The 15,116-nt window shown below is 34.7% G+C and carries 16 protein-coding genes; 10 read left to right on the top strand and 6 right to left on the bottom strand.

Annotated features, from left to right (window positions below):
• Positions 1-648, top strand: a complete 648-nt coding sequence (locus tag GXM17_RS10385; RefSeq protein WP_244307375.1) for a putative polyvalent protein kinase domain-containing protein — start codon at positions 1-3, stop codon at positions 646-648.
• A gap of 64 nt (positions 649-712) precedes the next feature.
• On the opposite strand, the gene GXM17_RS10380 is transcribed toward GXM17_RS10385, so the two are convergent.
• Together GXM17_RS10380 and GXM17_RS10375 are read right to left on the bottom strand one after the other, a co-directional pair.
• A complete protein-coding gene (locus GXM17_RS10380; protein ID WP_163399270.1) occupies positions 713-2,491 on the bottom strand; it encodes an AMP-dependent synthetase/ligase in 1,779 nt (592 codons plus the stop codon).
• Positions 2,492-2,638: 147 nt separating this feature from the next.
• On the bottom strand, positions 2,639-3,085 hold the full coding sequence (locus GXM17_RS10375; protein WP_163399269.1) for a hypothetical protein: 447 nt from the start codon (positions 3,083-3,085) through the stop codon (positions 2,639-2,641).
• A 245-nt stretch (positions 3,086-3,330) separates the two neighbouring features.
• Between GXM17_RS10375 and GXM17_RS10370 the strand changes: the two genes are divergently transcribed.
• The 6 genes from GXM17_RS10370 to GXM17_RS10345 all read left to right on the top strand — a co-directional run bounded on the left by GXM17_RS10370 (position 3,331) and on the right by GXM17_RS10345 (position 8,816).
• A complete protein-coding gene (locus GXM17_RS10370) occupies positions 3,331-4,035 on the top strand; it encodes a toxin-antitoxin system YwqK family antitoxin (protein WP_163399268.1) in 705 nt (234 codons plus the stop codon).
• A gap of 138 nt (positions 4,036-4,173) precedes the next feature.
• Positions 4,174-5,361, top strand: coding sequence for a tRNA 2-thiouridine(34) synthase MnmA (gene mnmA, locus GXM17_RS10365; protein WP_163399267.1), 1,188 nt, complete (start codon positions 4,174-4,176; stop codon positions 5,359-5,361).
• 47 nt (positions 5,362-5,408) lie between these two features.
• A complete protein-coding gene (locus tag GXM17_RS10360) occupies positions 5,409-7,013 on the top strand; it encodes a S8 family serine peptidase (RefSeq protein ID WP_163399266.1) in 1,605 nt (534 codons plus the stop codon).
• Positions 7,014-7,023: 10 nt separating this feature from the next.
• A complete protein-coding gene (locus GXM17_RS10355) occupies positions 7,024-7,968 on the top strand; it encodes an NAD(P)H-dependent flavin oxidoreductase (RefSeq protein WP_163399265.1) in 945 nt (314 codons plus the stop codon).
• A 19-nt stretch (positions 7,969-7,987) separates the two neighbouring features.
• Entirely contained in the window at positions 7,988-8,398 is a 411-nt protein-coding gene (locus tag GXM17_RS10350) for a hypothetical protein (RefSeq protein WP_163399264.1), read from the top strand.
• Positions 8,399-8,483: 85 nt separating this feature from the next.
• The gene (locus tag GXM17_RS10345) at positions 8,484-8,816 is read left to right on the top strand and encodes a DUF202 domain-containing protein (RefSeq protein ID WP_163399263.1); all 333 of its coding nucleotides are present in this window, start codon (positions 8,484-8,486) and stop codon (positions 8,814-8,816) included.
• A gap of 28 nt (positions 8,817-8,844) precedes the next feature.
• Here GXM17_RS10345 and GXM17_RS10340 read toward each other — a convergent pair whose 3' ends face one another.
• Positions 8,845-9,276, bottom strand: a complete 432-nt coding sequence (locus GXM17_RS10340) for a DUF4268 domain-containing protein (protein WP_163399262.1) — start codon at positions 9,274-9,276, stop codon at positions 8,845-8,847.
• 95 nt (positions 9,277-9,371) lie between these two features.
• Here GXM17_RS10340 and GXM17_RS10335 point away from each other — a divergent pair, with 95 nt between their 5' ends.
• Both GXM17_RS10335 and GXM17_RS10330 read left to right on the top strand, forming a co-directional pair.
• Positions 9,372-10,022, top strand: a complete 651-nt coding sequence (locus tag GXM17_RS10335; RefSeq protein WP_163399261.1) for an NUDIX hydrolase — start codon at positions 9,372-9,374, stop codon at positions 10,020-10,022.
• Between the two features lie 126 nt (positions 10,023-10,148).
• On the top strand, positions 10,149-10,979 hold the full coding sequence (locus tag GXM17_RS10330; RefSeq protein WP_163399260.1) for a lysophospholipid acyltransferase family protein: 831 nt from the start codon (positions 10,149-10,151) through the stop codon (positions 10,977-10,979).
• A 53-nt stretch (positions 10,980-11,032) separates the two neighbouring features.
• On the opposite strand, the gene GXM17_RS10325 is transcribed toward GXM17_RS10330, so the two are convergent.
• From GXM17_RS10325 to GXM17_RS10315, 3 genes are all read right to left on the bottom strand, one after another.
• The gene (locus GXM17_RS10325) at positions 11,033-11,665 is read right to left on the bottom strand and encodes a hypothetical protein (protein ID WP_163399259.1); all 633 of its coding nucleotides are present in this window, start codon (positions 11,663-11,665) and stop codon (positions 11,033-11,035) included.
• 9 nt (positions 11,666-11,674) lie between these two features.
• On the bottom strand, positions 11,675-12,169 hold the full coding sequence (locus tag GXM17_RS10320) for an RNA polymerase sigma factor (protein ID WP_163399258.1): 495 nt from the start codon (positions 12,167-12,169) through the stop codon (positions 11,675-11,677).
• Between the two features lie 262 nt (positions 12,170-12,431).
• The gene (locus tag GXM17_RS10315) at positions 12,432-13,493 is read right to left on the bottom strand and encodes a DUF3810 domain-containing protein (protein WP_163399257.1); all 1,062 of its coding nucleotides are present in this window, start codon (positions 13,491-13,493) and stop codon (positions 12,432-12,434) included.
• Positions 13,494-13,602: 109 nt separating this feature from the next.
• On the opposite strand from GXM17_RS10315, the gene GXM17_RS10310 reads away from it, so the two are divergent.
• Complete coding sequence (locus GXM17_RS10310) at positions 13,603-15,063, top strand: aminoacyl-histidine dipeptidase (protein WP_163399256.1); 1,461 nt, start codon at positions 13,603-13,605, stop codon at positions 15,061-15,063.
• Positions 15,064-15,116 lie beyond the last annotated feature (53 nt).

Here is a 15,116-nt window from a genome sequence, read left to right as displayed (position 1 = left end):
ATGAAACATGAACTACAAAATATCATTTCAGGAAAGAGCCAGGTTAGGCATGGAGATACTATCCAAACAATCTCCGGTTACCTTAGAAAAAGCAAGAGCCCAAGCGGAACGTTTGAGTCAGGCAAGCAAATCAAAAGCGAAGAAACAGCGTTAATAAAACAATTTTGTAATCGAAATAACTTTTGGATTACTTCGATAAATATCAATACTTTTATTTCTTCAGGCGCTGAGCAAAAAGTTTATCTTCAAAATAAGCATAAAGTAATCAAGTTAAACGATAGCATATATTATGAATGCTGGAAAGATTATTTAAACAATTTATTACTCAATAATTATTTTTTTTCCGATACGGCTTATCAGTTAATTGGATTTTATGAAGAATCAGATGTACTTTATGCCGTTGTGGAACAAAAATTTGTTGAATCTGATAGTGATACCGAACTCGAAAATGTAAAATATTTTCTAACTTCAAACGGTTTTGTCAATACTAGAAATAATGATTATTTCAATCCTGAATTAGGAATTATTCTTGAAGATTTACATGATGAAAATGTTTTGACTTTTCGTGGCGGTTTATTTTTATCGATACCGTTTTCTATCTTACAGAGGCATTTTACAATTCATAACCGGCGTAGAAAACTATACTAATAAAAAACGGCTATTCTAAAAAGAACAACCGTTTCCGTTTTTTGGTTATATTATTTTGATTTATTTAATTCTGACCATATATTTTAGCGTAAAGATCTTTATAGATTTCTTTAATAACTTTTCGTTTTAATTTTAGGGTTGGGGTCAATTGACCTCCATCGATAGACCAGACATCCGGAGTAAGCTCAAAACGTTTGACTTGTTCCCAGTGTCCAAATTTTTTGTTGATGTTTTCAATTTCTTCATCAATACGTTTAATCACATCAGGGTTTGAAGCAATTTCAGCAGTAGAATCCCCTAAAGAAATTTTATGCATCTTTGCCCATTCTTTTACAAACTCAAAATTCGGCTGAATAAAGGCTGCCGGCATTTTTTCGCCTTCGCCAATTACCATAATCTGATCAATAAAACGGCTTTGTTTCATGGCATTCTCAATCAACTGAGGTGCAATGTATTTTCCGCCGGATGTTTTGAACATTTCTTTTTTACGGTCGGTAATTTTAAGGAAGCCATCGCTGTCAATTTCTCCAATATCTCCCGTATGGAAATATCCGTCGATAATTGCTTCGGCAGTTTTTTCCGGATCTTTGTAATACCCAACCATTACGCTTGGTCCTTTGCAAAGGATTTCTCCATCTTCAGCAATTTTTACTTCTACATTCTTGATTACTTTTCCGGCAGTTCCAATCTTAAAGCCTCTGTTTCTGTAATCGTTTACAGAGATTACCGGAGAGGTCTCAGATAATCCGTATCCTTCCATAATATAGATTTCTGCAGCAGCAAAAATTCGGGCAAGCCTTGGCTGTAATGCGGCACTTCCGTTAACAATCAGATCTAAGTTACCCCCCAGACCTTCTTTCCATTTGCTGAAAATTAATTTGCGGGCTATTTTTAATTTTAATTCATACCAAAAGCCATTGGCACCATAAGGTTCATATTTTAAGCCGATTTCGACTGCCCAAAAGAATAACTTCTTTTTGATTCCGGCAAGATCAGAACCTTTTGCAATGATTTTATCGTAAACTTTTTCAATAAGTCTTGGAACACCTGTCATTACAGCAGGTTTTACTTCTTTAATGTTATCGGATATTTTTTCAATAGATTCTCCAAAGTAAATCGAACATCCGTAAAATTGATAGATGTAAGTGACCATTCGCTCATAAATATGACAAATAGGAAGGAAACTTAAAGCACGGCTTACACCTGGGTCAAAAGGAATTCTGTCAGCACTGTTCAATACATTTGAGACAATGTTTTTATGCGATAGCATGACACCTTTTGGTTTTCCTGTCGTTCCTGATGTGTAGATAATTGTTGCTAAATCGTCCGGGTCTATACTTTTTTTTCGTTCTTCAACTTCCTTCTGGTTACTGTTGTCTTCGCCAAGTTTCAGTAATTCACTCCAGTTTTTGCAGGAATCGATTTCATTAAAAGAAAATATTTCCTTCAAAGAAGGGACATTTGCCTTAATGTTGTTTATTTTTTCTAATAATTCAATATCGGATACGAATACGTATTTTGCTTCAGAATGATTTAAAATATATTCATAGTCTTCTTCTGTAATCGTTGGATAAATCGGTACGGTTTGAGCAGCCGTCTGCAAAATACCAATATCCATGATATGCCATTCAGTACGGTTATTAGAAGTAATTAAGGCAATTTTATCATCTTTCTGAACACCCATTCGCAATAATGCTCTGGAGACTGCATTTGCTTTAGCAATATACTCACTGCTGGATGTTTTTTCCCAAACCCCGTTTTTTTTGGTAGCCAGAGCAACCTGAAGATTGTATGTTTCTTGTTGATGATAAGGAAAATCAAAAAGACGTGTAATTGTAACCATTATGCGATATATTGAAGTTTATTGCAAATTAAATAAAAATAAGGTATGATTTTTAATTTCATGAAATAAAAAACTAAATTTTCAGGTGTATTTATAAAATCAGCGCAAACGTTTTCATTTTTGCTTTAACTTCAAATAAAAAAAATCTTAATTGGATTCCTGATTTTTTGCTTCAACGTCTCCATAGTCTTTTACACGATCCCCCATAAGGTACATTTTTTTCTTGTTTGGAAGAATCAAAAATTGCGTATAAAGCCATTCACCGGTTCCTACTAATTTGTACCAAAATGTATAAGCAGAACTGTCATATCCTTCTTTGTAGATTGGAATACCTTCGTCACTGCATTTGATTCCCCAGACCATTTCTTTTTTAGACAGATTTTCCAATTGAAAAATACCTGTACCATCAGCATTAATCTGGATAATAGGTTTTTTTGTTCCTTCAATCAAATAAATTCCTTCAATTGGCAGGCCAATGTCAGTAGTCATAAAATGTTCGTGGAATTTGTAGATAATTGAGGTAACTTTAGCTTGTGCATGTAATTGTGATGAACCCACAAAAAGGGTAAGGAGTAGTAATTTTATAATCTTCATGTTCGTTGGGGATTTACTATTTGTCTCTTTGGTCTTAGATTTTATTTTTTGCGAATATAGTTTAAATTGGAAAAGTTATTCTATAAAATTGTAAAGCTTTTTAAAATTTTATCAAACTCTAGAAAAGTAAAGTATTAACTGCTTTTTATTATTTTTTATACATACAATAAAAAGTCTTTCTGAGAATGGTTATACATTTGCAAATAATAAAAAATAATATTTGTTGTTATATACAAAAAGTAAATATGAAAAAATTTTTGATCTTGTTTCTCATAAGCGCAGCAGGTTTTGCTCAGGATTTTAATAAACTGGATGCCAACGGAAAAAAAGACGGTGTTTGGAAAGGTATTTATGAAGTTTCGAAAAGACCACGTTATGAAGGTACATTCAGCCACGGAAAAGAAATTGGAATTTTTAAGTTTTTTGATGATACTAAAAAAGGTGATGTAATAGCAACCCGCGATTTTAGTGCTAACGACGGTAGTGCATATACCATTTTTTACGATCAGAAGAAAAATATTGTAAGCGAAGGAAAGGTTGTTGGGAAAAATTATGAAGGAGAATGGAAGTATTACCACAAAGCATCTAAGGTCTTAATGACCGTTGAAAATTACAAAAACGGAAAGCTGGACGGCAAAAGAACCGTTTATTACCCAAATGCAAAAGTGGCAGAAGAAGTAACCTATAAAAATGGACTGAAAGAAGGTGTTTATAAAAAAATCGGACAAAACGGAATCATTCAGGAAGAGACTACTTATTTAAAAGACCAGTTTAACGGAGAAGCTGTTTTTTATGATTCAGATGGGGCAGTGGCTTCGAAGGGTAAATTTCTAAACGGTAAAAAAGTCGGGATGTGGCAATTTTATTTAAAAGGGAAATTAACGAAAGAAGTTAATATGAGTGATCCTAAAAGTAACTATCAGGCAGATTCAAAGCCTAAAATGCAATAGCATTTTGTGATTTTAAACAAAAAATCGTAATACAATAAGTTTTATCTCTTCTGTGATTGTATAAACTAATCAAAACACCCACAATTATCTATAATTTGATTTATCTTTGCACCCTTGTAAAAACATAAACAATTTAGAATGAAACGTGTAGTTGTTGGACTTTCCGGTGGAGTAGATTCAAGTGTTGCGGCTTATTTGCTGCAGCAGCAGGGATACGAAGTTATTGGCCTTTTTATGAAAAACTGGCATGATGACTCGGTTACTATTTCAAATGAATGTCCGTGGCTGGAAGACAGCAATGACGCTTTGTTAGTGGCTGAAAAACTTGGCATCCCGTTTCAGACCGTTGATTTAAGCGAAGAATACAAAGAAAAAATCGTTGATTATATGTTCAACGAATACGAAAAAGGGAGAACTCCAAATCCTGATGTGCTTTGTAACCGTGAAATCAAGTTTGATGTTTTCATGAAAATTGCCTTAAGCCTTGGTGCTGATTATGTGGCAACGGGACATTATTGTCAAAAAAGTGAAATTGAAGTTGATGGAAAAACTGTTTATCAGTTAATCGCCGGAACAGACAACAACAAAGATCAGTCGTATTTTTTATGTCAGTTGTCGCAGGAGCAATTAGCTAAAGCATTATTCCCAGTTGGGGCTTTGACTAAACCTCAGGTTCGCGAAATTGCAGCTGAAATGGAATTGGTAACGGCAGAGAAGAAGGATTCTCAGGGATTATGTTTCATTGGAAAAGTGCGTTTGCCTGAATTTTTACAACAAAAATTACAGCCTAAAGAAGGCAAAATTGTTCAGATTGATAAAAATGATCCCATTTATACAGTTGAAAAACCAGCTGGATTATCTTTGGAAGAAGAATTAAAAATCGAAGCTCAAAGACTGGATTATCGTCCGGAAATGGGGAAATTTATGGGCAAACATCAGGGGGCGCATTATTTTACTGTTGGTCAAAGAAAGGGATTAAATGTTGGAGGAACAACAGATCCCTTGTTTGTTATCGCTACAGATGTAGCAACCAATACAATTTATACAGGACTAACAAGCAATCATCCCGGATTGTTTAAAAAAGCATTATTTATAGAAAAATCCGAAGTGCACTGGGTCAGGACTGATATGACTTTGAAAGCGGGGGAAACTATGGAGGTAATGGCGAGAATTCGTTATCGCCAGCCTTTGCAAAAAGCAGTATTGCACCAATTTGAAGATGGAATGTATGTTCGTTTTGAGGAGCTGCAATCTGCGATTACAGAAGGACAATTTGTTGCCTGGTATTTAGAAAATGAATTAGTAGGTTCGGGAGTAATTTCATAGCTTTATACTTTTAATAAAGGTGTTCTCCCCTTAAAAAGTAAACCGTTATGAGGATTCAGTACTCTGTTTTGTTTTTATTGATTTCATGTGCAATGTTTTCGCAGGAAGATGCCTGGGTATATTTTAATGCCAAGCCAAATGCACAAACCTTTTTAAATTCACCTTCATTAATACTCTCACAGCGAGCTCAGGATCGAAGAACAAATCAAGGTATTGCTTTGAATTTCACAGATGCGCCTTTAGAAACAACATACATTGCTCAGATAAAATCAAGTACCGGGATAACTGTTCTGACTAAGTCAAAATGGCTGAATGCACTTCATGTTCAGGGAAGTCAGGCTAATATTTCGGCTTTAAAATCAATTTCATTTGTCGATAAAGTAGTTTTCGCAAATAAATCTTTGAATTTAACCGGGAAAAAAGCTGCAGAAACTAAAACTTTTCAAACAGGAAAAAAACTAAAAAAAACAGTTAATTATAACTATGGCTCTTCGGCAAACCAAATCCAGATGCTTAACGGACATCTTCTGCATCAGCAAAACTATACAGGTGCCGGAAAAATAATTGCTGTTATGGATACAGGTTTTCCGGGTGTCAATACAGCACAGCCTTTCAAAAAACTCAGGGATAATAATCAAATTCTGGGCGGATATGATTATGTTTTGCGAAATGCCAATTTTTATGCAGGAGGAAGTCACGGAACTTCTGTGCTTTCTACAATGTGCGGATATAAAGAAAATGCTTTGGTAGGAACAGCTCCAGATGCTTCTTATTATTTGTTTAGAACCGAAATTGATGCTACAGAAGAACCTTTAGAAGAATCTTTATGGGTCGAAGCCGCTGAAAAAGCAGATAGTTTAGGTGTAGATATTATTACCACTTCATTAGGATATTTCGGCGACCGGGATAATCCGGATTATAATTACACTTATAGTGATATGAATGGAGTTACTACTTTTATTTCACGTGGTGCTGAAATTGCCTTTAGCAAAGGGATTATAGTTGTTGCTTCTGCCGGTAACGAAGGTAATGCAACAGAAAAACATATTGGAGGGCCGGCAGATGCTGTTTCTGTGATTGCTGTAGGCGCTGTGAATAGTGCAAAAGCCAGGTCGTCTTTTAGTTCAGTTGGTCCAACTTATGACGGAAGAATAAAACCTGATGTTATGGCGCAGGGTTCGGCTACAGTACTTTCGGATGCTTCTGGAAATATTGTTACCTCCGAGGGGACTTCTTTTTCATGCCCAGTTATGGCCGGCATGATTGCCTGTTTATGGCAGGCTCATCCTGAAAAAACAAATCAGGAAATTAGAAATATGGTGATCCAGTCTTCCGATAAGTATTTAACGCCGGATAACAATTACGGTTACGGAATTCCTAATTTTAGTACTGCATTGTCAGTTGATGGTTTTGTAAATAAAGATTTTACGGTTTATCCAAATCCTGCCAAAACAACTATTACATTCTCGTTTTCTGATGAAATAAATAATGCATCAGTTGTTGTTTACTCAATTTTAGGCCAAAAAGTAATTGACAAAAAGATAACGGGTCAAAATCCAAATCTTTCGGTAGAATCATTAAAAAGCGGACTCTATTTTTATACTTTTGATGCAGATGGCTTACATAAAACGGGAAAAATTATAAAGCAATAATAGTTTTTGAATGAATAAAATCACGCAGCTTTTTAATATAAAATATCCAATCATTCAGGGAGGAATGATTTGGAACAGTGGCTATAAATTGGCTGCTGCAGTAAGTAATGCCGGTGGCTTAGGACTTATTGGAGCAGGTTCAATGTATCCGGAGGTTCTACGGGAACACATTCAGAAATGCAAAAAAGCAACAAATAAACCCTTTGGGGTCAATATTCCGATGATATATCCCAATATTGAAGAAATCATTAATATTGTGGTTGAGGAAGGGGTGAAAATTGTCTTTACTTCGGCTGGAAATCCGAAAACATGGACTTCGTTTTTAAAATCAAAAGGTATTACGGTTGTTCATGTGGTCAGCAGCAGTATTTTTGCTTTAAAGGCACAAGAAGCCGGAGTTGATGCAATTGTAGCTGAAGGTTTTGAGGCTGGAGGACATAACGGTCGTGATGAGACCACAACATTGACTTTGATTCCGATGGTAAAAGAAAAAATTCAGATCCCGATTATTGCAGCGGGGGGAATCGCAACCGGAAAAGGAATGCTGGCAGTGATGGTATTAGGTGCAGACGGAGTTCAGGTTGGAAGCCGTTTTGCAGCATCGACAGAATCATCTTCACATCCTGATTTTAAGAAAAAGATAGTTGATACAAAAGAAGGAGACACACAATTGACTCTTAAAGAATTAGCTCCTGTACGGTTGATTAAAAATAAGTTTTATCTGGATGTTCAGGATTTATATAAAAAGTGTCCATCAAAAGAAGATTTAGTACAACTTTTAGGAAGAGCAAGGGCAAAAAAAGGAATGCTTGAAGGTGATCTTGAGGAGGGCGAACTCGAAATAGGACAAATAGCAGGATTGATTCATGAAATTTTACCTGCAGAAAAAATAATTAATGAAATGATTGCCGATTTTAAGGCTGCTTGTCAGGAAAAAACTAAATTTGAGTTTTAATAGCCCCTATAACTACATTATGACTATTCTACGCAAATACATAATACTATTTTTTCTCGGAATCGGAATACAGCAATCCTATAGCCAGTCCTACCGTTTTAAGACTTCAGGCGTTAGTGTTCTGGAAAAAAACGATAAAGGAAAATGGGGCGAATGGTCAAACCTTGACCTGGTTAATCTTTCTGTTGTATTAGATACAGAAAAGCATCGGATTGTGGTGTATTCTCAGGAAATACAGCTCTTTAACATTACTGAATATATCGAGCGTGAAGAAAATGATACTGATATTGTCTATTCATTTGTTTGTAAAGACAATAGTGGCATTGACTGCAAAGTTTCGATTATTACCCGCAAAAAACAGGATTACCGTAAGCAATTATATATTAATTATGATAAACACATTATTGTGTATAATATTTTTAATGTGTAAATAGTCAGGTTTTATCTCAAAATAATTGATGAAAATGTGGGGCAATATTTAAATCTCTTTAAAAAATAAATAAAGACCCTTTAGTATGTCAGACTTAAAAAATTTTTTAAATTTCTCATCAGAATTTCAAAATACAGAAAAGATTATTTTGCGGGATTACTTGTCTCTGGAAAGAACAAAATTAGCGAACGAGAGAACCTTGTTGTCTTATATAAGGTCTTCTTTTTATTTGCTGCTGAGCGGAATAGCTTTGGTTCAGTTAGAAGACCTTAATCAAATTAACTTTTTGGGTTATGTTGCTTTTTTATTATCAGGTATTGCATTACTGATAGGAATCTACCGGTTTAGAAAGCTTAACAAACAACTACTGATATTTTATAAGCAGGTAAAAGATTTAGAGAAACAAGATTTAACTTAGGTGCAAAAAAAATATTCCCTGTAGCCTGTTAAATATCCTTAATAAACTCATCATACTCCAGATAAAACATTTCCAGAGCATTCATTTTTTCGAAAAAGAAATCAAAAATAGCATCCCAATTGTTTCGGTTGCTGAAGCCAACTCCAGGTTTTTCAACCCAAATCCGGCTGATCGTTTTACCGCTTTCGAGGGTATAATTTTTTTCAAAAACCAAATCACGAATAAACTCTTCTTCTAAGATATTTTTCAGTGCTTCTAATTTTTCAAAATAGGCCATTCGTTTCTCATCGCTTCGGTGTTCAATATCAATTAAAACCTGCGCTTTTTTATTATCTAAATAAAATTTAAAAGAAAAGTCTTTGATTTTAGTATCGTAAAGCACCCATTTTCTTGGATATTTTTCGGCAAAAGCCACCCAGAATTCTCTTTTTAGTTTTTGTGATTCTTCTCTGCTGTACATTTTCAGGGGTTAGATTATAGAAAACTTGTGCAACCGCGTTTTCTGGACTATATTTATATTTTCTAATTTGAAAAATACAAAAATAAGCTTTGATTATGAATTTTCAGGATTTTTTACAACATGTTCCTAATTTAATTCCGGTAGAACTGCCGGCTGAGAAAGCACATGTAAAAATGGCACCTGCAGAAAGGATTCAGTTAATGAAAAACCTTGATTTGTCAACTAAAATCCCTAGAATTGCGGCAGTCATGATGCTGCTTTATCCTAAAAACAATCAAACACATTTAGTTTTAATTGTGCGTAATGCTTATAACGGCGTGCATTCTTCTCAAATTGCTTTTCCGGGCGGAAAGTATGAAATTTCAGATGCGGATTTTCAGGAAACGGCTATGCGGGAAACACAGGAAGAAATTGGAATTTCATCTGAAAAAATAAAGATTATAAAACCATTTACATCAGTGTATATTCCGCCAAGTAATTTTTCGGTATATCCATTTTTGGGAATTTCATTGCAGGAATTATCATTTTATCCCGATGTAAGGGAAGTTGCTGATATTATTGAACTTCCACTGTCTGTTTTTTTAAGCGATGAAATTATAATTGAAGCCACCTTGTCAACTTCTTATGCTACAAATATTTCGGTTCCGGCTTTTAATATCCAGAATCATGTAGTTTGGGGTGCAACAGCGATGATTTTAAGTGAATTAAGAGAAGTTTTGAAAATTACTTTTGAAGAAAAGATTTAAAAACGTAAATTTAATGATTTGATATTCATTGCAATAACTGTTTATTTGTGGAATTGTTTATGATGATTGCCCAAAAAATAATTTTTGTATGTTTGCGACCTGACAAAAACTACATAATTCACTGCTATGGGATTGTTTAAACGAAATCCTTTCGGACATATATTATTCATCAAAAAATGGCTCATCCGCATTTTGGGTGCCATTACACACAGAAGATATAGAGGTTTTAACGAATTACAGATTGAGGGATCTGAAATCATTAAAACGCTGCCGGATACCAATGTTTTGTTTATATCCAATCATCAGACCTATTTCGCTGATGTGGTAGCAATGTTTCATGTATTTAATGCAAGTTTAAGTGGTCGTCAGGATACTATTAAAAACATTGGCTACTTATGGCAGCCTAAAATGAATATTTATTATGTTGCTGCTAAAGAAACAATGCAGGCTGGTTTGCTGCCAAGAATTCTGGCATACGTTGGAGCAATCACTGTAGAGAGAACATGGCGTACAAAAGGCGTTGACGTGACTGAAAAACGAGATGTTAACCCAAACGACACTGAAAACATCAAAATTGCCCTTAATGACGGCTGGGTCATTACGTTTCCCCAAGGCACAACAAAATCATTTAAGCCAGTTCGAAAAGGTACTGCCCATATCATCAAACAGCACAAACCAATTGTTATTCCAATTGTTATTGACGGTTTTCGCCGTTCGTTTGATAAAAAGGGGTTGCGGATGAAAAAGAAAAATATCCTGCAATCGTTTATCATCAAAGAACCTCTGGATGTCGATTATGAAAATGATACCATAGAAGAGATTGTTGAAAAAGTTGAATATGCAATAGAACAGCACCCATCATTTTTAAAAGTTATTCCGGCAGAAGAAATCAAAGCTGAAGAAGAGCTTAATGAAATGAGAAGATGGAGCTACAAAGCTCCAGAAAATGAAAATTAGATTTGTGAAAACCTTCAAGGCAGCGCCTTGAATTTTAGTTGATTTTTATCTTCTTAGAAATCTATCTTCTTTAACTCTTGGTAGTTAGCATATAACCTGCGGAGTAATGTCCCGTAAAGTAATCTGTAAAAGCACCAGAAAATCCCCAGAAATCCTAATATTACGACAATTAAAATAGTGACAGTTACAAACATTGCTTTTCCGTTTCCTGCTATTTTTTCTTTTAAAAATGCCATGTCTGGATTGTAAACAAAGGCTGCAAAAATGCTCAGTATCGTTGTTATTAATATCATGCCCAAATTATACCATACATAGTACTGTACTGTTTTTCGGGTTTTCAAAATGGCGCTCATTAGTAATTTGGTAGCAACTGTGGTCGAAATTGTCCTGTAGTTTTTATAAAAAATCCATACAAAAATAAGTACTACTACATAGTTGAAGTAGGTTAGAAATTCTAATGCAAACACAATCTCAGGATGATTTATTTTTTGTAAAACATCATCAGTATTAATAAATATATTCGAAAAAGTCCAGAACGAAATTTCCAGAATACTTATAATTAAAATCCATTTTACAATCGAAGATGATTTTCTATGAATCATATTATAAATTTCAACTTCTGAAATTTGTGCAAAAGAATTAGCATTCTTTTTCCAGTCTTTTTTTAATAAATCCAGTTCTTTCATGGTGGTATTTTAAGGATTTAATATTTTTTTAAGTTTCCCTTTAATTCGGTTCATTTTCACTCGCGCATTCACTTCACTGATTCCCAAAGTTTCGGCTATTTCCTGATAATCCTTATCTTCCAGATACATAAAAACCAATGCTTTTTCGATATCGTTTAATTGATAAACAGCTTTATACATCAATTTAATCTGCTCTTCTTCTTCATAATTATAATCAACATCTTTTACAAAATGCTGGTGGTTTTCATATTCTACAGTAGATACAGATCGCTTGGTTTTTCGGTATAGTGTTATGGCAGTATTTAAGGCAACGCGATAAGCCCAGGTCGAAAATTTGCTGTCGCCCCTAAATTTTGGATATGCCTTCCAGAGCTGAATGGTAATTTCCTGAAACAGGTCTTTATGTGCATCCTCGCCGGCAGTATACAATCTACAAATCTTGTGGATTATATTCTGGTTTGCCTGCAATTGCACAACAAAAGACTGTTCTAGGTTTTCGCTCATAGCATATTAGTAGTGCTGCTGTTTATTTTGTTACATACTTCAACTGAAATTATTATTTTTTTGAAGCAGAAAAATGAGGCACTTTTAGTAAAAACCCTCCCGCTTTTCGCTGCAATCTTAAACCCCGAACCCCGGGGCTTAAGGATTTCCACTGCAATCGGGGCTAAAAAGGGAATATTGTGTTTTTTTGCCATCATAAAAAAAGCAGCTGTTTTAACCGGTAGATAATGCGATGAATTCTTGCTAAAATACAACTCTCAATTCACAAAGACCTGGTTTTATAATAATTGACCATCAGGTCAATGAATTTGCTGTAACTTTCCATACCGTCTTTTTGATTGTTTGTTTTTAGAAAATTATCATAAAATATATGAAAACCTTCATCTATAAAAGTGTCATATTTTTTCCAGAAATCGTGGCTTTCCTGATAATTTTTTAAAATTCCGGTGTGAGTTTGCTTTTTTAACTTTTCGAAAATCTTCTCGTTTTTATATTGCCAGATTCCAAGACAATAACGCAGGGCAAAACTGTATCCGGAATATTGGTAGTACAAATTATCATTTTTTACAGATGCCAGAACGCCAATAAAATTACATTCGCTCTCGCTCGCAAAACCCATTTGATGTGCCATTTCATGCGCACTAGTCAAAGGAAAATTATACATAGGCAGCAAATCATTTACCTGGGCTTCATTGGTAAACGGATTAAGATAACCGCCAAACCCCATGTAAGTCAGAGGAATACTGAACAATGATTTTTTAACACTCAGTGTTTTGTATTTAAAATAGGGATATTCTTTAGCCAGATTATTGTAACCGTTCAGATTCATCTGAAAAACTTCTTTCTGCGTATAGGGAAAAATCACTTTTGAACTCTCATTTTTGGTAAGCTGTAGCTGAATCTCATTCGTTTTGACGATTAATCTTTTAGTGAAAGCCAGCAATTCAGTATCTGTATATTCTTTTTTAATTTCCATTTTCTGAAAAAGTGGTTCACGGTAATAATTAAATGCCCAAAGAAGATGGAAAAAAAAGTAGAAAACAGAAACTTTGCCTAAGATTGTAAGAAGATTATCCTTCCAGTCTGTCTTCCAGGTTTTTCTGATTTTCCAAAACCAGCTCACTATTGAAATAATTAAAATAGCATAAATACAATCGCCAACAGAAAACGGAATTTTGCCTAAAGCCGTTCTCAGGAAATTTGAAATTCTAATGTAAAAATTGTTGCTGTAAGCTCCTTCAACAAAATCCGGAAAGAAAGGCAGGATTTTCAAAAAGATGATCTGAATTAAAAGAAATAAAGGTAAGATGTATTTTGATTTCACTGTATGTTTTTTGGATATGTAAATATAAATACAATATTAATTAGTATCGAAAAAGAATTTAAACTTTGTAACTTTGGAGCTCTTAATTGTTAAACATCAAACAAAATATATGAGTCAGGAAATAAGAAATCTGGAACCAAAAGCACTTTGGAACAAATTTGCAGATTTAAATGCCGTTCCGCGCCCTTCAAAAAAAGAAGAACGTGTAATTGAGTTTATGAAAAACTTTGGAAACAGCTTAGGTTTGGAAACTTTCGAAGATGAAATTAGAAATGTAATCATCAGAAAGCCAGCCACTCCGGGGATGGAAAACCGTAAAAATATCGTAATGCAGGGGCATCTCGATATGGTGCACCAAAAAAACGCAGATACAGTTTTTGATTTTGACACTCAGGGCATTGATATGTACGTGGATGGTGACTGGGTACGTGCGAGAGGAACAACTCTTGGGGCTGACAACGGGCTAGGAGTAGCTACAATTATGGCTATTCTGGAAAGCAAAGATATTCCGCATCCTGCAATTGAAGCTTTGTTTACAATTGATGAAGAAACCGGAATGACAGGTGCTTTAAATTTGAAGGGCGGAATTTTGCAAGGTCAGATTTTATTGAATCTGGATACGGAAGAAGATGATGAAATTGATATTGGCTGTGCAGGAGGAATCGATGTTACGGCTACAAGAACGTATCATGAAGAAGAAGTTCCGGAAGGTTCAGTTGGTTATACCATTACCGTAAAAGGATTGAATGGCGGACATTCAGGAATGGATATTCATAAAGGTTTAGGGAATGCCAACAAAATTATGAACCGTTTGTTGTTTGATGCTTTTGAAAACTTTGGACTCCAGATTGCTGAAATCAACGGAGGAAGTTTGCGAAATGCAATTCCGAGGGAAAGTGTTACAAAAGTGATTATTTCTGAAATGTTTGATGAGGCCTATATTTTTGATATGCAGGAAATCATCAACGATATTAAAGCTGAATATAAAACAACTGAACCCAATTTGTCCATTGAGATTGTAAAAGGAGATTTACCTGAAAAAGTAATGGATTTAGGTGTTCAGGAAGGAATTGTAAGAGCTATTTATGCTGCTCACAACGGTGTTTACAGAATGAGCGCTGATATGGCTGATTTAGTTGAAACTTCAAATAATATTGCCCGAGTAGTTATCAAAGACGGAGAAATTTTGGTGGGATGTTTAACCCGTTCTTCTGTTGAATCATCCAAATTTGATTTGGCCAATTCTTTGCGTTCTGTTTTTGAATTAGTAGGTTGCGAAGTCGAGTTTTCAGGGGCTTATCCGGGCTGGAATCCAAATGTAAATTCGGAAATATTAGAAGTGTTAAAAGATATTTACGAAAAACAAAATGGTGAAAAGCCAAAAGTCGTAGCTTGTCACGCTGGTTTGGAATGCGGTATTCTCGGAACTAATTATCCTGATATGGATATGATTTCTTTTGGGCCAACAATTCACGGTGCTCATTCTCCTGATGAGCGTGCAAGTATTTCATCAGCTCAGAAGTATTGGAAATTTATTTTGGAAATTCTGGAAAATATTCCGTTTAAATAATCGTTTAAAGCAGTTTTCATTCACAGTTAATTGATTGAAAACTGTTTTTGTTT

This window comes from Flavobacterium fluviatile (assembly GCF_010645065.1).
GTDB lineage: Bacteria > Bacteroidota > Bacteroidia > Flavobacteriales > Flavobacteriaceae > Flavobacterium > Flavobacterium fluviatile.
This window is presented reverse-complemented; position numbering and strand designations above follow the sequence as displayed.

Bases quoted from the DNA above. Each gene is read 5' to 3' on its own strand.
- GXM17_RS10360 (WP_163399266.1), top strand. From the start codon at position 5,409: ATGAGGATTCAGTACTCTGTTTTGTTTTTATTGATTTCATGTGCAATG.
- mnmA (WP_163399267.1), top strand. From the start codon at position 4,174: ATGAAACGTGTAGTTGTTGGACTTTCCGGTGGAGTAGATTCAAGTGTT.
- GXM17_RS10380 (WP_163399270.1), bottom strand. From the start codon at position 2,491: ATGGTTACAATTACACGTCTTTTTGATTTTCCTTATCATCAACAAGAA.
- GXM17_RS10335 (WP_163399261.1), top strand. From the start codon at position 9,372: ATGAATTTTCAGGATTTTTTACAACATGTTCCTAATTTAATTCCGGTA.
- GXM17_RS10370 (WP_163399268.1), top strand. From the start codon at position 3,331: ATGAAAAAATTTTTGATCTTGTTTCTCATAAGCGCAGCAGGTTTTGCT.
- GXM17_RS10355 (WP_163399265.1), top strand. From the start codon at position 7,024: ATGAATAAAATCACGCAGCTTTTTAATATAAAATATCCAATCATTCAG.
- GXM17_RS10310 (WP_163399256.1), top strand. From the start codon at position 13,603: ATGAGTCAGGAAATAAGAAATCTGGAACCAAAAGCACTTTGGAACAAA.
- GXM17_RS10340 (WP_163399262.1), bottom strand. From the start codon at position 9,276: ATGTACAGCAGAGAAGAATCACAAAAACTAAAAAGAGAATTCTGGGTG.
- GXM17_RS10350 (WP_163399264.1), top strand. From the start codon at position 7,988: ATGACTATTCTACGCAAATACATAATACTATTTTTTCTCGGAATCGGA.
- GXM17_RS10325 (WP_163399259.1), bottom strand. From the start codon at position 11,665: ATGAAAGAACTGGATTTATTAAAAAAAGACTGGAAAAAGAATGCTAAT.
- GXM17_RS10320 (WP_163399258.1), bottom strand. From the start codon at position 12,169: ATGAGCGAAAACCTAGAACAGTCTTTTGTTGTGCAATTGCAGGCAAAC.
- GXM17_RS10345 (WP_163399263.1), top strand. From the start codon at position 8,484: ATGTCAGACTTAAAAAATTTTTTAAATTTCTCATCAGAATTTCAAAAT.
- GXM17_RS10375 (WP_163399269.1), bottom strand. From the start codon at position 3,085: ATGAAGATTATAAAATTACTACTCCTTACCCTTTTTGTGGGTTCATCA.
- GXM17_RS10385 (WP_244307375.1), top strand. From the start codon at position 1: ATGAAACATGAACTACAAAATATCATTTCAGGAAAGAGCCAGGTTAGG.
- GXM17_RS10330 (WP_163399260.1), top strand. From the start codon at position 10,149: ATGGGATTGTTTAAACGAAATCCTTTCGGACATATATTATTCATCAAA.